Origin of the sequence: Capnocytophaga sputigena (genome assembly GCF_002302495.1) — a bacterium.
Lineage (GTDB): Bacteria > Bacteroidota > Bacteroidia > Flavobacteriales > Flavobacteriaceae > Capnocytophaga > Capnocytophaga sputigena.
Genome location: NZ_CP022379.1, coordinates 911489 through 927991, shown reverse-complemented (window position 1 = coordinate 927991; position 16503 = coordinate 911489). Strand labels below are relative to the sequence as shown.

General features: G+C 41.7%; 10 protein-coding genes. 6 read left to right on the top strand and 4 right to left on the bottom strand.

The window, feature by feature from the left end:
• Positions 1-14 precede the first annotated feature (14 nt).
• The 6 genes from susR (at position 15) to CGC57_RS04030 (ending at position 11251) form a co-directional block, all read left to right on the top strand.
• Positions 15-1646 (top strand): SusR family glycan utilization regulator, encoded by a 1632-nt coding sequence (gene susR / locus CGC57_RS04055; protein WP_095898067.1) that lies wholly within the window; start codon positions 15-17, stop codon positions 1644-1646.
• A gap of 297 nt (positions 1647-1943) precedes the next feature.
• Entirely contained in the window at positions 1944-4925 is a 2982-nt protein-coding gene (locus tag CGC57_RS04050) for a SusC/RagA family TonB-linked outer membrane protein (RefSeq protein WP_095898066.1), read from the top strand.
• Between the two features lie 100 nt (positions 4926-5025).
• Complete coding sequence (locus CGC57_RS04045; RefSeq protein ID WP_095898065.1) at positions 5026-6516, top strand: RagB/SusD family nutrient uptake outer membrane protein; 1491 nt, start codon at positions 5026-5028, stop codon at positions 6514-6516.
• Positions 6517-6541: 25 nt separating this feature from the next.
• Entirely contained in the window at positions 6542-8011 is a 1470-nt protein-coding gene (locus CGC57_RS04040; RefSeq protein ID WP_172595614.1) for an endo-1,6-beta-glucanase, read from the top strand.
• A gap of 111 nt (positions 8012-8122) precedes the next feature.
• Positions 8123-8851: an SGNH/GDSL hydrolase family protein gene (locus CGC57_RS04035; RefSeq protein ID WP_095898064.1), complete on the top strand. Its 729-nt coding sequence runs from the start codon at positions 8123-8125 to the stop codon at positions 8849-8851.
• 204 nt (positions 8852-9055) lie between these two features.
• A complete protein-coding gene (locus CGC57_RS04030) occupies positions 9056-11251 on the top strand; it encodes a glycoside hydrolase family 3 C-terminal domain-containing protein (protein ID WP_095898063.1) in 2196 nt (731 codons plus the stop codon).
• Between the two features lie 117 nt (positions 11252-11368).
• Here the strand turns inward: CGC57_RS04030 and rpoN are convergent, their stop codons facing one another.
• The 4 genes from rpoN to CGC57_RS04010 all read right to left on the bottom strand — a co-directional run bounded on the left by rpoN (position 11369) and on the right by CGC57_RS04010 (position 16500).
• The gene (rpoN, locus tag CGC57_RS04025; protein WP_040361462.1) at positions 11369-12835 is read right to left on the bottom strand and encodes an RNA polymerase factor sigma-54; all 1467 of its coding nucleotides are present in this window, start codon (positions 12833-12835) and stop codon (positions 11369-11371) included.
• A gap of 35 nt (positions 12836-12870) precedes the next feature.
• Positions 12871-14010: a glycosyltransferase family 4 protein gene (locus CGC57_RS04020; protein WP_198537262.1), complete on the bottom strand. Its 1140-nt coding sequence runs from the start codon at positions 14008-14010 to the stop codon at positions 12871-12873.
• A 77-nt stretch (positions 14011-14087) separates the two neighbouring features.
• On the bottom strand, positions 14088-15065 hold the full coding sequence (locus CGC57_RS04015; RefSeq protein ID WP_095898062.1) for a cation diffusion facilitator family transporter: 978 nt from the start codon (positions 15063-15065) through the stop codon (positions 14088-14090).
• Positions 15066-15090: 25 nt separating this feature from the next.
• A complete protein-coding gene (locus CGC57_RS04010) occupies positions 15091-16500 on the bottom strand; it encodes an alkaline phosphatase (RefSeq protein WP_095898061.1) in 1410 nt (469 codons plus the stop codon).
• Positions 16501-16503 lie beyond the last annotated feature (3 nt).

The window sequence follows — 16503 nt, the reverse complement described above, 5'->3', positions numbered from 1 at the left end:
AAAAAACAAACCTTATGAAAAACTATATCACACTCTTTATCATATTGTTGTTGGGAAGGAATGCAGCGGTGGCACAAGAGAACAAAGAAGCTGTACTCCACCAACTCAACCAAACCATTGAGCAGAGTGCTACTTATATACAAGCCAAAGAACAACGTATAGCTTCTTTGGAAAAGGCTCTTAAAAAAGCCTCTCAACCAGCAGAAAAATACGATTTACACAAACAATTGTATGACGAATACCGAAAGTTTAAGGTCGATTCGGCAGTAGCCTATTTGCTGAAAAACGAACAAATAGCAATCTCTTTAAACGATACCGAAAAGCAGGACGAAACACGTATTCTGCTCTCTAAACTCTACTCAGTAAAAGGAATGTATGTAGAGTCGTTACAATTACTTTCTTCTATTGATAAACAGCGTTTAAATAAAACGTTGTTGTGTGATTACTACGAAACATTTCACACCTATTACAGTCATTATGGGCAAAGTACCAATAACCTCCACTATTTTAGAATGTCCGATAACTACCGCGATTCATTGTTGTTGTGCTTAGCCCCTCAATCAACACTCTTTAAACTCAATGATGCTATCAAGCAATTCTATTCTGCTGATAAAAATAACGCAACCCAGCTTTTTCTCAGTTTGCTCTCTCAAACTCCAGCCGATGACCCCCAACGTGCGGTGATAGCTTATTACTTAGGACTTATTTATCAACAACAAGGCAATGACGAGTTGCAAGAGTATTATTTTGCCCTCTCAGCCATTGCCGATATCAAAAATACTATCAAAGATAACGCTTCCTTGCAGAGTTTGGCGCTTACTTACTACAAACGCGGAAATATAAGTAAAGCCTATCAGTTTATCAAAATGGCAATAGACGATGCTGCCTTCTGCAATGTGCGACACCGCGCCGAAGAAGGTGCCTCTTTCTATTCTATCATCAACACTGCCTATCAAGAGAAAGAAGCTAAACAAAAGAAAGAATTACAGCTTTATTTAGTGCTCATCAGCGTATTGTCGGTAGCCCTTATTATTGCTTTGGTATATGTGTACAAACAAGTAAAACGGTTGGTAAAAACGCGTAAAGAGCTCTGCCATAGCAATCAGCAACTCGAAAAACTCAATGCTGATTTGCAACAGATGAACCAAAACCTTGAGGAGGCAAATCTCAACCTTGAGGAGGCAAACCTTATCAAAGAAGAGTACATTGCGCATTTCTTCAACCTCTGTTCAGCATATATTGATAAGATTGAAAACTACCGAAAATTGCTCTACAAAAAGGCTTCTAAACATCAGTTTGACGACCTTACCAAGGTGCTAAAATCTACCACTGTGGTAGAACAAGAATTAGAGGAACTTTATAAGAATTTCGATACTATCTTCCTGAATATATACCCACATTTTGTAACTCACTTCAATGCTCTTTTAGAAGAAGGAGAGCAAATCCTACCTAAAAAAGGAGAATTACTGAATACCGAATTGCGTATCTTTGCCCTCATCCGTTTAGGTATTACCGATAGCAATAAGATAGCCGAATTCTTGCGTTATTCTCTTCGTACAGTGTATAACTATCGCACTAAAGTACGGAATAAAGCGAAAGGAGAACGTGATGCTTTTGAGGAAAAAGTTAAACGAATACGCGATTAATCAAAAAAAGTGTAAAAACTGATTTTTCCTATGTAAAATCTTGCTTTTTCAGAGGCTTTTCTTTTGCAGGTTCGGGTACTATTTTGTGATTTACAAGTGAAAATTCGGTACTTTTTTAAGGCTTCTTTAGATTTCAAATTGTTAATATTCAGTTAAATAACTTTTTCAAATAGTACTTTTATAATACCTGATGACATTTCAATGTTTTTTTGCCATAATTTTGGGGCGTTGGAAATACAAAAATAACTTTCCGAAAAGCAACAAAAAAGAAACTAACAAATGTAACGTTTTTATTTTATGAAAGTACTCAAAAAACATTTAATGCTAATGATAGTACTGTTACTAGGCTTTACTGCTTTTGCGCAAGCGCAAAACATTAGTCAGCTAACAGGTACTGTAACCGATGACAAAGGAATGCCTCTTCCTGGTGTTTCTGTAGTAATAAAAGGTACTACCAAGGGGGTAGCTACCGATTTTGATGGTAACTTTTCGCTTAACAATGTGCCTAAAGGTGCTATGTTAGAGTTTTCATCAGTGGGGTATAAAACCCTTGATATAAAAGCGACAGGTGCCTCTCTAAAAGTTAAACTCCCCGAAGCTACTCAAGACCTCGATGAGGTAGTAGTAGTGGGCTATGGTACTCAAAAGAAAGGTGATGTAACCACAGCTATCACTTCAGTAAAAACTAAAGATTTAGACCAACGTCCTGTAACTTCAGCAGCGCAAGCTATTCAAGGGCGTGCAGCCGGTATCCAAGTAGTACAACCCAGTGGTGCTCCAGGTGCTGGCTTAGCAGTACGCATCCGTGGGAATACTTCTATCAGCGCTTCTAACGACCCTCTATATGTGGTTGATGGTATCCCAGTGCAAGACATCAGCGGGATTGCCCCTACCGATATCGAGAATATGCAAGTGCTCAAAGATGCCTCTTCAGCAGCTATCTATGGTTCACGTGCTGCCAATGGGGTAGTACTTATCACTACCAAACAAGGTAAACGCAATGAGCCTAAAGTATCTATCAATACGTATGTAGGTATGTCCGACATCGCTAAGAAAATTCCATCTCTCAACACACAACAATATTATGATTTGATGGCTGATTCTGGCGCAGTAGCTACTTCTTCATTGGCAGGTCTTACCGATAAAACCGATTGGTATAAAGAGGCTTTCCGTACTGGGTTTACCCAAAATACTCAACTCTCTGTATCCAACGCTACCGAAAATACAAAGTACTATGTTTCAGCAGGTCATACTAAAGAAGATGGTATTATCCGTAGCTCTTTCTTTGAGCGTTATAATGTGCGTTTGAACTTAGAGGCTAAAATGCGCAAATGGCTTACTTTTGAAACTAATTTATCTTATGCCGATTATGAATCTAATGGTATCATTTCAGGCTTAGGTGCTAACCGTGCAGGGGTAGTACTTTCAGTAATCAATACCCCTCAATACGCTCCTATTTGGAGTACCAAAGCAGGTGAAGAAGGCTGGTATTACTATGACTTCAAAGGGGCTAACCTTTCACACCCTGTAGAGAACATCTCTCGCCGTGCCGATAACCTTCTTAAAAACAATCGCTTTGTGGGAAGTGGCTCAGCTATTGTACAGCTAATGGACGGTTTGCGCTACAAATCTACCTTTGCTATCGACCGCTTGTCAAGCAAAGAAAACCGTTGGACAGACCCTAAACTCACTGCTTACGGACGTAGAAACTATGGTGAAGCAGCCGATATCAGAAAAAACCACACGCTGATGACTTTCGATAATATCCTTACTTTCGACAAGACTTTCAGCAAACACAACCTTTCTTTATTGGCAGGTACTTCTTTCACCAATGCCAAAATGGATGGTAGCGAAATGTATGCAACTCACTTCCTTACTTCGGATATCAAAACCCTCAATGCTGCCAATAAAATTGGACAAGGAAGCATCACCAATGCCGAAGAGTGGAGTATGATGTCATATTTAGGTCGTATTTCTTATAACTACGATAGCAAATACCTTCTTACAGCTAATTTCCGTGCCGATGGTTCATCAAAATTAGCACCTGGCAAACGCTGGGGTTACTTCCCTTCTGTATCTGTAGGGTGGAGACTTTCTCAAGAAAACTTCTTGAAGAATGTAGAATGGCTTAGCGAACTCAAATTGCGCGGTGGCTGGGGACAAACAGGTAACCAAGCGGGTATCTCTTCTTACGCCTACTTGCAACGCTATAAAATAGCACGCCAAAACTGGTGGGGCAACGGGGCTAATGCCAATGCGATGATTACCCTTACGCCTAATTCTTTCTCAAACCCTAACCTCACTTGGGAAACCACAACCCAATCTAATATAGGGCTTGATATAGCACTCTTCAAAAACCGTTTATCTCTTGCTGTAGATGCTTATCTTAAAAAGACTACCGATTTGTTGATGGATGTGCCTCTTCCTGCTACTTCACCAGTGCCTTCTATCTATCGCAATGAGGGCGAAATGACCAATAAAGGGTTAGAGTTCTCTGTGGATAGCCGTAACCTTACAGGTGATTTAGAATGGAATACCAACTTCAATATCTCATTCAACCGCAACGAACTTACCAAACTTAGCTTGCAAAAAGTGTATTACTACGCTAGTACCTCCGAAGCTACTTCTGAACAAGTAGTGCGTATCACCGAAGGACAACCTTTAGGCAAGTTCTGGGGATTGGTAAGTGAAGGAGTTGACCCTCAAACAGGTGATATCAAATACAAAGACCTCAATGGTGATGGTAGAATTAGTGTATCCGATAAAACTTATATAGGCGACCCTAACCCCGATTTCACCTTTGGACTTACTAACGACTTCGCTTATAAAAACTTTACGCTCAGTGTTTTCTTCCAAGGTTCTTACGGCAATGATATCTACAACGCCTCTCGTATAGAAACTGAAGGTATGTACGATGGTAAAAACCAATCAACAGCAGTACTCAACCGTTGGAGAAAACCAGGTGATGTTACCGATATTCCTCGTGCAGTAAAAAGCACTGATAACATCAAAGCATCATCTCGTTGGGTAGAAGATGGTTCTTACTTGCGCCTCAAAACGCTTACTTTAGCCTATAATGTACCTGTAGATGCCTTAGAAAGATACGGTATTCGCAAGATACAACCTTACTTCACCGCTCAAAACCTTTGGACACTTACTAACTACAAAGGCTTTGACCCCGAAGTAAACGAAGGGCTCTCTGGTCCTACAATGGGTATCGACTGGGGTACCTATCCTCAAACCAAATCTTTTATTTTTGGGTTAAACATTGAGTTTTAAGAAAAAACTTTCATTCATTTATTAATATACTTACCCTAATAGTTCGCCTTTGCGGATTGTCCCCCTTCGGGGGGGCGGGGGCTAATAAACCTATACAGAAATGAAAAAATATATATACCTTGCACTTTCGTTAGCAACTCTAACGGCGTGCAGTTTAGATAAAGACCCTATCTCCGATTTCAACGAAAAGAATATGAACGGTAAAGGAGGGACTACCATTGAAACCAAAGCTCAGATGAAAGCTCGCTATGAGGCTATCTACACCTTTATACAAGGAAGTGCGCAAGAGTTTTGGACGCTCGACTTACTGATGAATACTGAAGTACGTGCCGATAATGCTTACGCAGGAGGTACCGATGCTCCTATTACTTCTATCGAGCAAAATAGCCAAGACCCTTCTAACAAGAATATCACTCGTGACTGGCAAAAATACTTAGAAGGTATCAACTTAGCCAACGTAGTGATTGCCAATGTAGACAAAGTGCCCGATGCTTCTCTTAGTGATAGCGAACGCAAACAGTGGAAAGCTGAAGCTCGTATTTTCAAAGCGTGGTTGCTTTTTGATATGACACGTCTTTGGGGAGAAGTGCCTATCCCTTCTGAGGATATCCCTACCATTACTTCCGATAATATCGGAGAGACTTATGCTAAACTTTTCCCTCCTCGTAGTTCAGTAGCCGAAGTTTACAGCACTATCAAAGAAAACTTAGAAGCGGCTGTAAACGATGCACCTGCTGTAAATACTGCCAATAAGTTTATCCTTAGCAAGGCAGTAGCCAATGCTCTTTTGGCGCACGTATATGCCGAAAAACCTATACGCGACTACAACAAAACTATTCAGTATTGCGATGCGGTGATAGGAGCAGGCTTTTCATTAGTACCTAATTATGCCGACTTGTTTCAACTAAACGCAGCAGGCACTGATGTAAAATTGCGTAACTCTTCTGAGTCTATCTTCGAGATTACCTATTCTACTGGTGGACAAACTTGGTTGTCTATAATGTTTGGTAAAAACCACATCAACCCTAATAGCAAATACGATTGGCGCAAATGGTGTACGCCTGCACGTGACCTCACCGCTGCCTTTGATGCCGAAGGTGATACCGTGCGCCGAGACCAAGCCATTGTATGGGGGCAACCTTCTTGGAGCAATTACTATCCTTCCGATCATTATGCCTTTATGTACAAAATTCGTTCAGGCGCTAATAGCATCATCAAATTGCGTTTAGCCGATATCCTCTTGCTCAAAGCCGAAGCCTATGCAGCATTAGGTCAAACTGCCGAGGCAGCTGCCTTAGTAAACCAAGTGCGTGCAAGGGTAGGACTTGCAGCTATTTCCACTTCTCTTTCACAAGAACAAATGAAAGAAGCAGTGCTTAAAGAACGCCGTTTAGAGTTGGCTTTCGAAGGTTTCCGTTGGTTCGACTTGGTGCGTAACGACAAAGCTGTCGAAACGATGAATACCCTCAATAGCAGAGATTCTGGTAGACTCAGACAAACCTACCCGCTCAACAACAATACAGTGCTTTATCCTGTACCTCAAACCGAGATAGAAAAGAACTCTAAACTTACTCAAAACGCAGGATATTAAACCTATAACGAATGATAAATTTATAATGATACACAAATCATATTCATCTTTATTAATCCTTAGTTTGCTTTGGGCAGTAACAGCTTGTACTGCCCATAAGCAAGCTCATAGTCCCACGGTAAAGGTGATTACCACTACGGGCGACCGCAGTAAAGAGTTTAAAGCAGATACGTTAGCACTGTTTTCAGCTGATAAAACAACGAATGCTAATATTACCCTAAAACCTACTGAAAAATTCCAAACAGTCTATGGTTTCGGGGCTGCCATTACAGGCTCTACCTGTTATAACTTGATGCAGATGTCTCCCGCCGATAGAAAGAATTTCCTCATTCAAACCTTCTCCGAAACTGAAGGTTTTGGTCAGAATTTCGTGCGTATATCCATCGGCTGTTCCGACTTCTCTCTAAGTGAATACACCCTTTGCGATACCAAAGGAATTGATAACTTTGCCCTTACACAAGAGGAAACAAAATACGTGATTCCTATACTCAAAGAGATTCTCGCTATCAACCCCAAAGTGCAAATCATTGGCTCTCCTTGGACTCCTCCGCGCTGGATGAAGGTCAATAACCTCACCGACCTACAACCTTACGACCATTGGACAAGCGGTCAGCTAAACCCTGCACTCTATCAAGATTATGCGCTTTATTTCGCCAAATGGTTGCAAGCGATGAAAGACAATGGATTGAACGTCAATGCTATCACTATACAAAACGAACCTCTCAATAGAGGAAACTCGGCTTCTATGTATATGGGATGGGACGAGCAACTTGCCTTTGTCAAAAACGCCTTAGGAAAAACCCTGCGTGATAAAGGCTTCGCTGAGGTTAAAATCTACCTTTTCGACCATAACTACAACTATGATAATATGCCTTCGCAACAGCAGTACCCTCTGCATATCTATAAAGATACTGAAGCTTCTCAATACATTACAGGGGCTGCCTACCATAACTATGGTGGAAATCCCGATGAATTGAACAACATTCACAATCAATACCCTAATAAAGAACTCATCTTTACAGAAAGCTCCATAGGTACTTGGAACGATGGTCGTAACCTTCAACGCCGTCTTACTGAAGATATGCAAGAGCTTGGTATCAAAACCCTAAATAATCATTGCAAGGCGGTAATGGTGTGGAATTTAATGCTCGACGAACACGGAGCGCCCAATCGTGAAGGCGGTTGCAAGACTTGTTTTGGTGCGGTCGATATCCAAACATCCGATTATAAAACGATGCAACGCAATTCGCACTATTATGTCATAAGTCACCTTTCATCTGTTATCAAGCAAGGCGCAACCCGCATAGGTGTTGAGAAAAACACTGATGACAACGTGCAATGTACCGCTTTCCAGAATCCCGATGGCTCTTTGGCTTGTGTGCTACTGAATAAAAAGAAAGAAGCCACACACCTAACCCTAAGCACAGGCAAGCAGTATTTCTCTTATAAAGTACCTGCCAATAGCGTGGTATCTTTTTTGATACCCAAAATATAAGTAGAAATTACAAACTTTCTCAAAGTCAAATCAAATAGAGTAGAATAGCTCCTCTTCTACGGATTGTCCCCCTTCGGGGGGACGGGGGCTTAAAAATAATAAATTATACAAATGAAAAGAATATTATTGTCACTATTGGCAATTGCTTCTATAGCATTCGCCAAAGCCCAAACTGCAACCCCTACTACTGTTATCAAAACGGTAATCCCCTTTGAACAAACCGATGAAACTCCTTGGATTACCCGCTATCAAGGCGATATCAACTACTACCAAAAGGAAAACAAACGCCTCAAAGACCTCTCTTGTGATGCGTTATTTCTCGGTAGTTCGTCTATCAACCTATGGGATACTATCTATGAAGATTTTGCACCGCTAAAACTCATCCGCCGTTCTTATGGAGGGGCAACCTTGCGCGATATGATTTATAACTACAACACCATCGCACAAGGATACAAAACTAAAAGCATCGTTCTTTATGTAGAAAACGACCTCGGAAGCCACAAAGAAGGCGTGAATGCCGTAAAATGCTTCGACCTTTTCCGTATATTCATCGCTAAACTCAAAAAAGATTACCCAACAACTCCCTTGTTTGTAGTATCGCTAAAACCCTCACAGCACAAAGCCGACCAGCTGAAAGACCAGCTATTGGTAAACGCTCTTTTAGAGGAAAATGCCACCGCACAAGGTTATACTTACATTGATATCACCAAAGTAATGTACGATGAAGCGGGCAACCTCCGCACCGATATCTTTAAAGAAGACAACCTCCATATGAATGCCGAAGGCTACAAACTATGGACAGCCATTATCAAACCCTATCTTACAGCAGTTAAGAAATAACAATTAACAATTGATAATTAATAATTAACAAGCGTCTCTACACTTTGCCAAAGCCTTGCCTGTGCGGCTCGCACCTTTGGCAAAGTTGACTAAGTATAACAACAATAAGTACCCCCGTCGCTTTTGCAGCTTCTCCCCTCTCTTTGGGAGAAGTCCGCGAGAGCGAAGTATGTGAGAACGGGGAGAGGATTAAACGAATACAATATGAAAAATATAAAAACTTTACTGCTTTGCTGTGCCGTAGGTACGCTTTCAGCTCAGCAAACGCCTGTTTATTTAGACGCTTCGCAACCCATTGAGAAGCGTGTCGACGATGCCCTCTCGCGAATGACTTTAGAGGAAAAAGTAGCTATGTGCCACGCTCAATCTAAGTTCAGTTCATCTGGTGTACCCCGCTTGGGTATCCCCGAAAACTGGATGACCGATGGTCCTCACGGCATACGCCCCGAAGTACTTTGGGACGAGTGGAATCAAGCGGGATGGACAAATGATAAATGTACCGCTTTCCCCGCCCTCACTTGCCTTGCGGCTACGTGGAATCCCGCTCTCAGCAAAGCCTACGGAAAAGCCATAGGCGAAGAAGCCCGCTATCGCAACAAAAACGTACTCTTAGGTCCTGGGGTGAACATCTATCGTACTCCTCTCAATGGGCGCAATTTTGAGTATATGGGTGAAGACCCTTATTTGGCATCCAAAATGGTCGTGCCTTATGTACAAGGCGTGCAAGCCAATGGCGTAGCAGCTTGTGTGAAACACTATGCGCTTAACAATCAAGAAATCAACCGCCATACCGTGAATGTAAAGGTAGACGACCGCGCCTTGTATGAAATTTACCTCCCTGCCTTCAAAGCGGCTGTGCAAGAGGGAAAAGCGTGGAGCATAATGGGAGCTTATAACAAATACAAAGACCAATGGGCTTGTCAAAACCAATACCTATTGCAAGACATCTTGCGCAAAGAATGGGGCTTTGACGGTGCTGTAGTATCCGATTGGGGCGGAGTGAACAACACCGATGGCGCTGCCCTCCACGGATTGGATATGGAATTTGGTACGTGGACTGATGGAATGGCTGAAAACCGCTCAAATGCTTACGACCATTACTTCCTTGCCCAACCTTTTCTCGAAAAACTGAAATCAGGGGAAATAAAAGAAGAAGTAGTAAATGAAAAGGTGCGCAATATCCTCCGACTCATATTCCGCACCAATATGGCAGCCAATCGCCCCTTTGGGTCATTCGCCTCACCAGAACACTTTGCTGTAGCTCGCAAAATAGGGCAAGAAGGCATCGTACTGCTCAAAAACGATAAAAATGTATTGCCTATCGATACTAAAAAGGCAAAAACCATAGCCGTAATAGGCGAGAATGCTATCAAAATGATGACTGTAGGAGGAGGAAGTTCCTCATTGAAAGCTGTTCACGAGATACTCCCCTTAGACGGAATCAAAAACCGCGTAGGCAATACTGCCAAAGTGCTCTATGCACGTGGCTATGCCAGCGATGATTACAAAGACCAAGACGGACTTGCTGCCAACGATATCACCGATAAACGTCCTGCACAAGAACTCCTTGCCGAAGCTGTAAAAACTGCCCAACAAGCTGATGTAGTTATCTTTATAGGCGGACTCAACAAACACGACGGTCAGGATTGTGAGGGTAACGACCGCAAACAATACGGATTGCCTTACGGACAAGATGCCGTGATTGAGGCTTTGGCAAAAGCCAATAAAAACTTAGCTGTAGTACTCATTTCGGGGAATGCAATGGCAATGCCTTGGGTGAAGAGCGTACCGGCCATTGTACAAGATTGGTATTTAGGCTCAGAAGCAGGTAACTCCCTCGCCGATGTACTCTTCGGTGATGTAAACCCTTCAGGGAAATTGCCTTTCACTTTCCCAGTGCGTTTGGAGGACAATGGGGCTGTAGCCTTAGGTGAATACCCAGGGGATAAAGATGTTGCCTACAATGAAGGCATTTTGGTAGGCTACCGCTACGCCGATACGAAAGGAGTAAAACCGCTATTCCCTTTCGGTCACGGACTTTCTTACACCACTTTCAAATACGGCAAACTCACTGCCGACAAGAAAACCACCAACGGCGATATTAGTTTCTCGGTAACAGTACAGAACACCGGCAAGCGCGAAGGTGCTGAAGTAGTACAACTCTATTTGCACGACGAAGAAGCCTCAGTATTACGCCCGTACAAAGAGCTCAAAGGATTTGAGAAAGTATTCTTGAAAGCAGGAGAAACCAAAACCGTAACTTTCCATATCACCAAGCAAGACCTATCCTTCTTCAACCCTGAGCAACACGCTTGGATAGCCGAAAAAGGTACATTTAAAGCCTTAGTAGGCACCTCTTCAGGCGACATTAAAAGCACAGTAGATTTCACCTTAGAGTAGATTTTTTACTTTTCATATACCTAAAAAGCTCGAAGCCGTGAGGCTTCGAGCTTTTAATACTTTCCCGTGCGGCTCGCACTTTTGCCTGTGCGGCTCGCACTGTAACTTGTCATTAGACTATAGTTCTTTTCTGAGGCGTGCTACAGGTATATCCATTTGTTCGCGGTATTTGGCGATAGTGCGGCGTGCAATGGGGTAACCTTTCTCTTTGAGGAGCTGTGCCAATTCGTCATCGGGGAGGGGTTTACTCTTGTCTTCCTTAGCGATGATATGTTGTAATATCTGCTTGATTTCACGAGTAGAAACATCTTCTCCTTGGTCGTTCTTCATAGATTCCGAAAAGAAATCTTTAATGAGCTTGGTACCGTAAGGGGTAGTTACGTATTTACTGCTCGCTACCCGCGATACAGTAGAGATGTCCATACCTACTTTATCTGCGATATCTTTGAGAATAAGCGGTTTAATTTTCAGTTCATCACCTGTAAGGAAGTATTCGCGTTGGTGTTCCATAATAGCATCCATAGTGATGAGGAGCGTTTGTTGTCGCTGACGAATAGCGTCTATAAACCACTTAGCCGAATCCAACTTCTGTTTGATAAAGAATACTGCTTCTTTTTGTGAATTGCTCTTTTCCTTACTCTTCTTATAAGTGTCGAGCATAGTGCTGTATTCCTTAGAAACGTGTAGTTCAGGAGCATTGCGTCCGTTGAGGGAGAGTTCCAACTCGTTATCTACCACTTTTACGGTAAAATCGGGGATGATTTGCTCTATATGTACATTATTGCCTACATAGGAACTTCCAGGTTTAGGATTTAGGCGTTCTACCTCTTGTACCGCTTCTTTTAGCTGTTCTTCAGTTACCAAAAAGCGCTGTTGCAGTTTGGTATAATGCTTTTTAGTGAATGCCTCAAAGGCTTCGGTAAGCATTTTGATTGCCAATTCTATAGCAGGAGTTTGTTTTTTGCGGCGCAGTTGTATGAGCAAGCACTCTTGCAGGTCGGCAGCACCTACTCCTGCAGGGTCTAATTGGAAGATAATCTGTTGGCGTATTTGCTCTACGTGTTCCTCTTCAGTATAGATATTTTGAGTAAAAGCGAGGTCGTCGGTAAGGTCTTGAATAGAGCGGCGTATATAGCCAGTATCATCTATGCTACCCACGAGGAACTCAGCGATGAGGTAATCTTCATCCGAAAGGGTAAAGGTGTTTAATTGGTTGATAAGAGATTGGTGGAACGATACCTCCGCACTGAAAGGAATATCGCGATCCTCATCGTCGTCGCTGTAGTTATTAGCGTGCAAACGATAGTCGGGAATTTCGTCATCACTGAGGTATTCATCGATGTTGATATCGTCCATATCAATTACATCGTTGTCGTTATATTCATCGGAAGAGTTGTCGAACTCATCGTGAAACTCATCAAGGGCATCTTCTTCGCGCCCCGATTCCAAGGCAGGGTTTTCTTCCAACTCTTGTTTTACGCGCTGTTCAAAGGCAAGAGTGGGGAGTTGCACGAGTTTCATCAGCTGTATTTGCTGAGGTGAGAGTTTCTGTGAGAGTTTAAGTTGTAAATTCTGTTTGAGCATTTCTTATGAGATAGGGCGCAAAGATACGAAAAAAATTATTTCTTTTTTATAATTTCATTCACAATATGTCTGATTTTTTGTTTCTTCTTACGGATGTGATAGCTTCTGTTTACATAAAAGAGAAGTCCTGCCAATCCTATAAAAATAACTCCTAAAACGATTCCTAAATAGAGAGGAGAAAGAGAGGTGTTCAGTGATAAAATAGTAATAAATACACTTAGGTTGATAGCTGCTAATAGCAAGCTCGCTTGTGAGTGTGACAATTTCATATAGTCTATCATCACGTGGTGAATATGACTGCGGTCGGCTTTAAAAGGTTGTCCGTGGCGCAATAAGCGGGTAGTGAACACACGAGTAGTATCAAAAAATGGAATAAAGATGATAGAAAGCAATACCCATACCTTGTTAGAAGGGGTGATAACAGCGCTTTCTAACAGTTCTGTATTGAGTGAAAAGAATTTGATAGCCAATACAGCAATAAGGAAACCTACAATCATAGAGCCTGTATCGCCCATAAACACCCGCTTTTTAGCTGATAGATTATAGCGTAAGAAAGCCAATAGAAAACTGATACTCAATAATGATAGCAAGAAATAGAAGTTCATTTCGGCATCATAGAACACATAGGCAAAAGCCGAAAAAATCACAATACCTACCATTGCTGCCGAACCATTGATACCATCGATGAGATTGTAAGAGTTTACAATAGCCATCACTATAGCACAGCTGATGAGTATAGAAAACCAATAAGGAATATCGGTAATACCTAAGAAATTGTTTAATGTGGTGATTTTAAGTCCTGAACCGAAGAAAAGAATAAGGGTAGCAATAATTTGACCAATGATTTTTGTACTGGGGTTTACACCCGTTAGGTCATCTTTTAAACCTACAAAAAACAATACCCCAACCCCTGATAGAATATTAATTCCCACATTATCATTATCAAACGGACGAAGTAAAAATAAGGTGAAAATCAAGCTTACAAAAAAAGAAAGTCCTCCTAAAGTTGGAGTTTTTTCTTTGTGAGAACTGCGTTCATTAGGCTTGTCCATCAAGTTTTTTTGCTTTACCACATAAATGATACTTGGCAAAGAAAAATAAGCCACTCCTAATGAAAGGAAGCACACACAAAAAGCCGTAAACCATAGGTTTTCTGAAAAGAAAGTAACTATCATATCGTTTATTGTAAGCAGTATTTCACGGCAAAAGTATTAAATATATCACAAATAGCCAAAAATACTATGGTTATTTCTTATTTTTCATTAATTTTATGTTTTGCTATACCCGCTATGTTTTTCACATCCCATTGTATAGTTTGCACAAAAGGATTTTGCCTAAAAGGGCAATCAATAGCGCAAATTTCACACGAAAAAGGTTTACAATAGTCTAAGTGAAAATTGAATTCTATAGTTCTATCTACTTTTTCTGCTAACAGATGAATCACGTTTTCCATCTCTTGGTGGGCTTCTTTTAGCGAATAGTAGTAAGGTAGGGTGATATGGGCATCGATGTGCAAGTGAGCACCAAACTGCTGAATGCGCATATTGTGAATGTCTATCCACTCGGTTTTGCGGTTAGTTTGCAGTATATTTACGAGTTCGGCAAAGAGGGCTTCATCTCGTTCGTCCATAATACCACTGAGGGCTTTGCGCACAATCTTCCAACCTATCACTATGATATAAGTACCAAAGCCAATAGCAATTAGAGGGTCGAGCCATAGCCAACCGGTAAAGTGTACCAATACCAAACTCAACACAATAGCTGAAGTAGCAAAAGTATCCGATTGCAAGTGTTTACCTGCACTCATTAGCACTAAAGAGTTCTCTTTTTTTCCTTTTTGGTAAGAGATATACCCCATAGCGTAATTCACTATGGCGGTAGACCCGAAAAGGGCAATCCCCCAACCTAATTTGTCGAGGTGTATTCCTTTTATAAGTGATGAAAAGGCTTCAATGAGGATAAGTACCCCAGCGATAGCGATGAGTATTCCCTCAATACCAGCGGTGACAAATTCTACTTTGCCGTGTCCGTAAGGGTGGTCGGTATCACGAGGTTTGTTGCAAAGGTATAGTGAATAGAGCCCCATAAAAGCGGCAATGATATTCACAATGCTCTCCATCGTATCGGAAAAGATAGCATTAGAATTGGTAATGTACCACGCTATCAACTTTACGATGAAGAGCAATATGCCTATAAAAGTAACGAGTTTTTGAAACTGAAAACTTTTCACTCTCTAATTCCTAATTTCTACCCCCCTAAACTCTAACCTCTGCTACATCCAATAAGAAATTATGTATATCGGTATTGCGCATAAAAGGTTTTAGACGCTCGCTACCAGGTCCATACATTCCCAATTCAGTATAATCAGATGAGTGATCCATACTAATCCAACCTACTGAGGTATGAGCTTTTTGTATTTCGGCAAACAATCGGTAAGGGAGATGTTTGTAGTTGTACAAGCCATCTTCTTTTCTTTCGGTTTTAGCGTAATAAGCTAATAATTCTTTAGCTTGCTCTTCGTTGATGTTCATTCCACCACAGTATTGAGCTACGTGTTCACGTACTTTAGCTATAGAGTCATTAGGGTTGATTTGTTGCAAAATCCAATCGTTAGAATGGGTGAAGTTTTGCAATCTGTCAAAATTGTCATTACACTCTTTGCCATAGATGAGTCCAGGGTTAGCATTACCGTGGTCGGAAGTAATTACCACAAGGGTATTGCCATCGGCTTTTGCAAAATCAAGCGCTACCCCTACAGCCTCGTCAAAAGCTACTTGGTCGTAGAGCAAAGCTCCTATGTCGTTAGCGTGTGCTGCCCAGTCTACTTTACCACCTTCTACCTGCATTACAAAGCCGTTAGGGTGATTTTTTAGCTGGTCGATAGCCTTGGCGGTCATCTCGGCAAGAGTAGGCGATTTAGCTTGTTCTTCACTGTTTTGCGCGCGATCGATAGAGTAGGGGAGAGCCTCCTCAGCAAAAAGTCCATAGAGAGGTTTGTTAGTAGGGGCTTTTTGCATTTCACTACGAGTGCGAGCTACTGTATAACCTTTCTTTTTGAGAACAGCAAAGAGGTCTTTTTTGTCCTTGCGATGCGCAGGATCAAAATATTTGCTACCGCCACCTAACATCACATCGAAGCCTAATTCGGTGTAGTTGAGGGCAATCTCATCCATAGCATTACGGCTTTTGCTCCAAGTACAGAATCCAGCAGGGGTGGCGTGGTTTACCATTACGGTAGTAACACAGCCTACTTTCTTGCCTGCTTTTTTGAACTTTTGTAAGATAGGCATATTTTCTTTGCCATCCGGACTGATATTAAGGCTACCGTTCTTTACACGTACGCCACCGCCCCAAGATGAACTTGCTGCCGATGAATCGGTTACTACCGAACTCGCCGATGCCATATCCATTACGGCGCGTTGAGCGAGGTTCTGTTCGTATAGTCCCATCCAGTTAGAAGGGCGACCGAATTTGCGTTTGAGGTAGAGATCGGACATTACCAAAGTGCCGAAACTCATACCATCACTCACCATAAAGATGATGTTTTTAGTGCGTTTGTTTTTATGGGCTTCCCCAAGGGTTTGCGCTTGTAAATCAAAGGAAGGTAATACCAATCCTCCTAAAGCAGCTAAAGCCCCATTTTTAAAAAATGATCTTCTTTTCATATA

Bases quoted from the DNA above. Each gene is read 5' to 3' on its own strand.
- susR (WP_095898067.1), top strand. From the start codon at position 15: ATGAAAAACTATATCACACTCTTTATCATATTGTTGTTGGGAAGGAAT.
- CGC57_RS04050 (WP_095898066.1), top strand. From the start codon at position 1,944: ATGAAAGTACTCAAAAAACATTTAATGCTAATGATAGTACTGTTACTA.
- CGC57_RS04045 (WP_095898065.1), top strand. From the start codon at position 5,026: ATGAAAAAATATATATACCTTGCACTTTCGTTAGCAACTCTAACGGCG.
- CGC57_RS04040 (WP_172595614.1), top strand. From the start codon at position 6,542: ATGATACACAAATCATATTCATCTTTATTAATCCTTAGTTTGCTTTGG.
- CGC57_RS04035 (WP_095898064.1), top strand. From the start codon at position 8,123: ATGAAAAGAATATTATTGTCACTATTGGCAATTGCTTCTATAGCATTC.
- CGC57_RS04030 (WP_095898063.1), top strand. From the start codon at position 9,056: ATGAAAAATATAAAAACTTTACTGCTTTGCTGTGCCGTAGGTACGCTT.
- rpoN (WP_040361462.1), bottom strand. From the start codon at position 12,835: ATGCTCAAACAGAATTTACAACTTAAACTCTCACAGAAACTCTCACCT.
- CGC57_RS04020 (WP_198537262.1), bottom strand. From the start codon at position 14,010: ATGATAGTTACTTTCTTTTCAGAAAACCTATGGTTTACGGCTTTTTGT.
- CGC57_RS04010 (WP_095898061.1), bottom strand. From the start codon at position 16,500: ATGAAAAGAAGATCATTTTTTAAAAATGGGGCTTTAGCTGCTTTAGGA.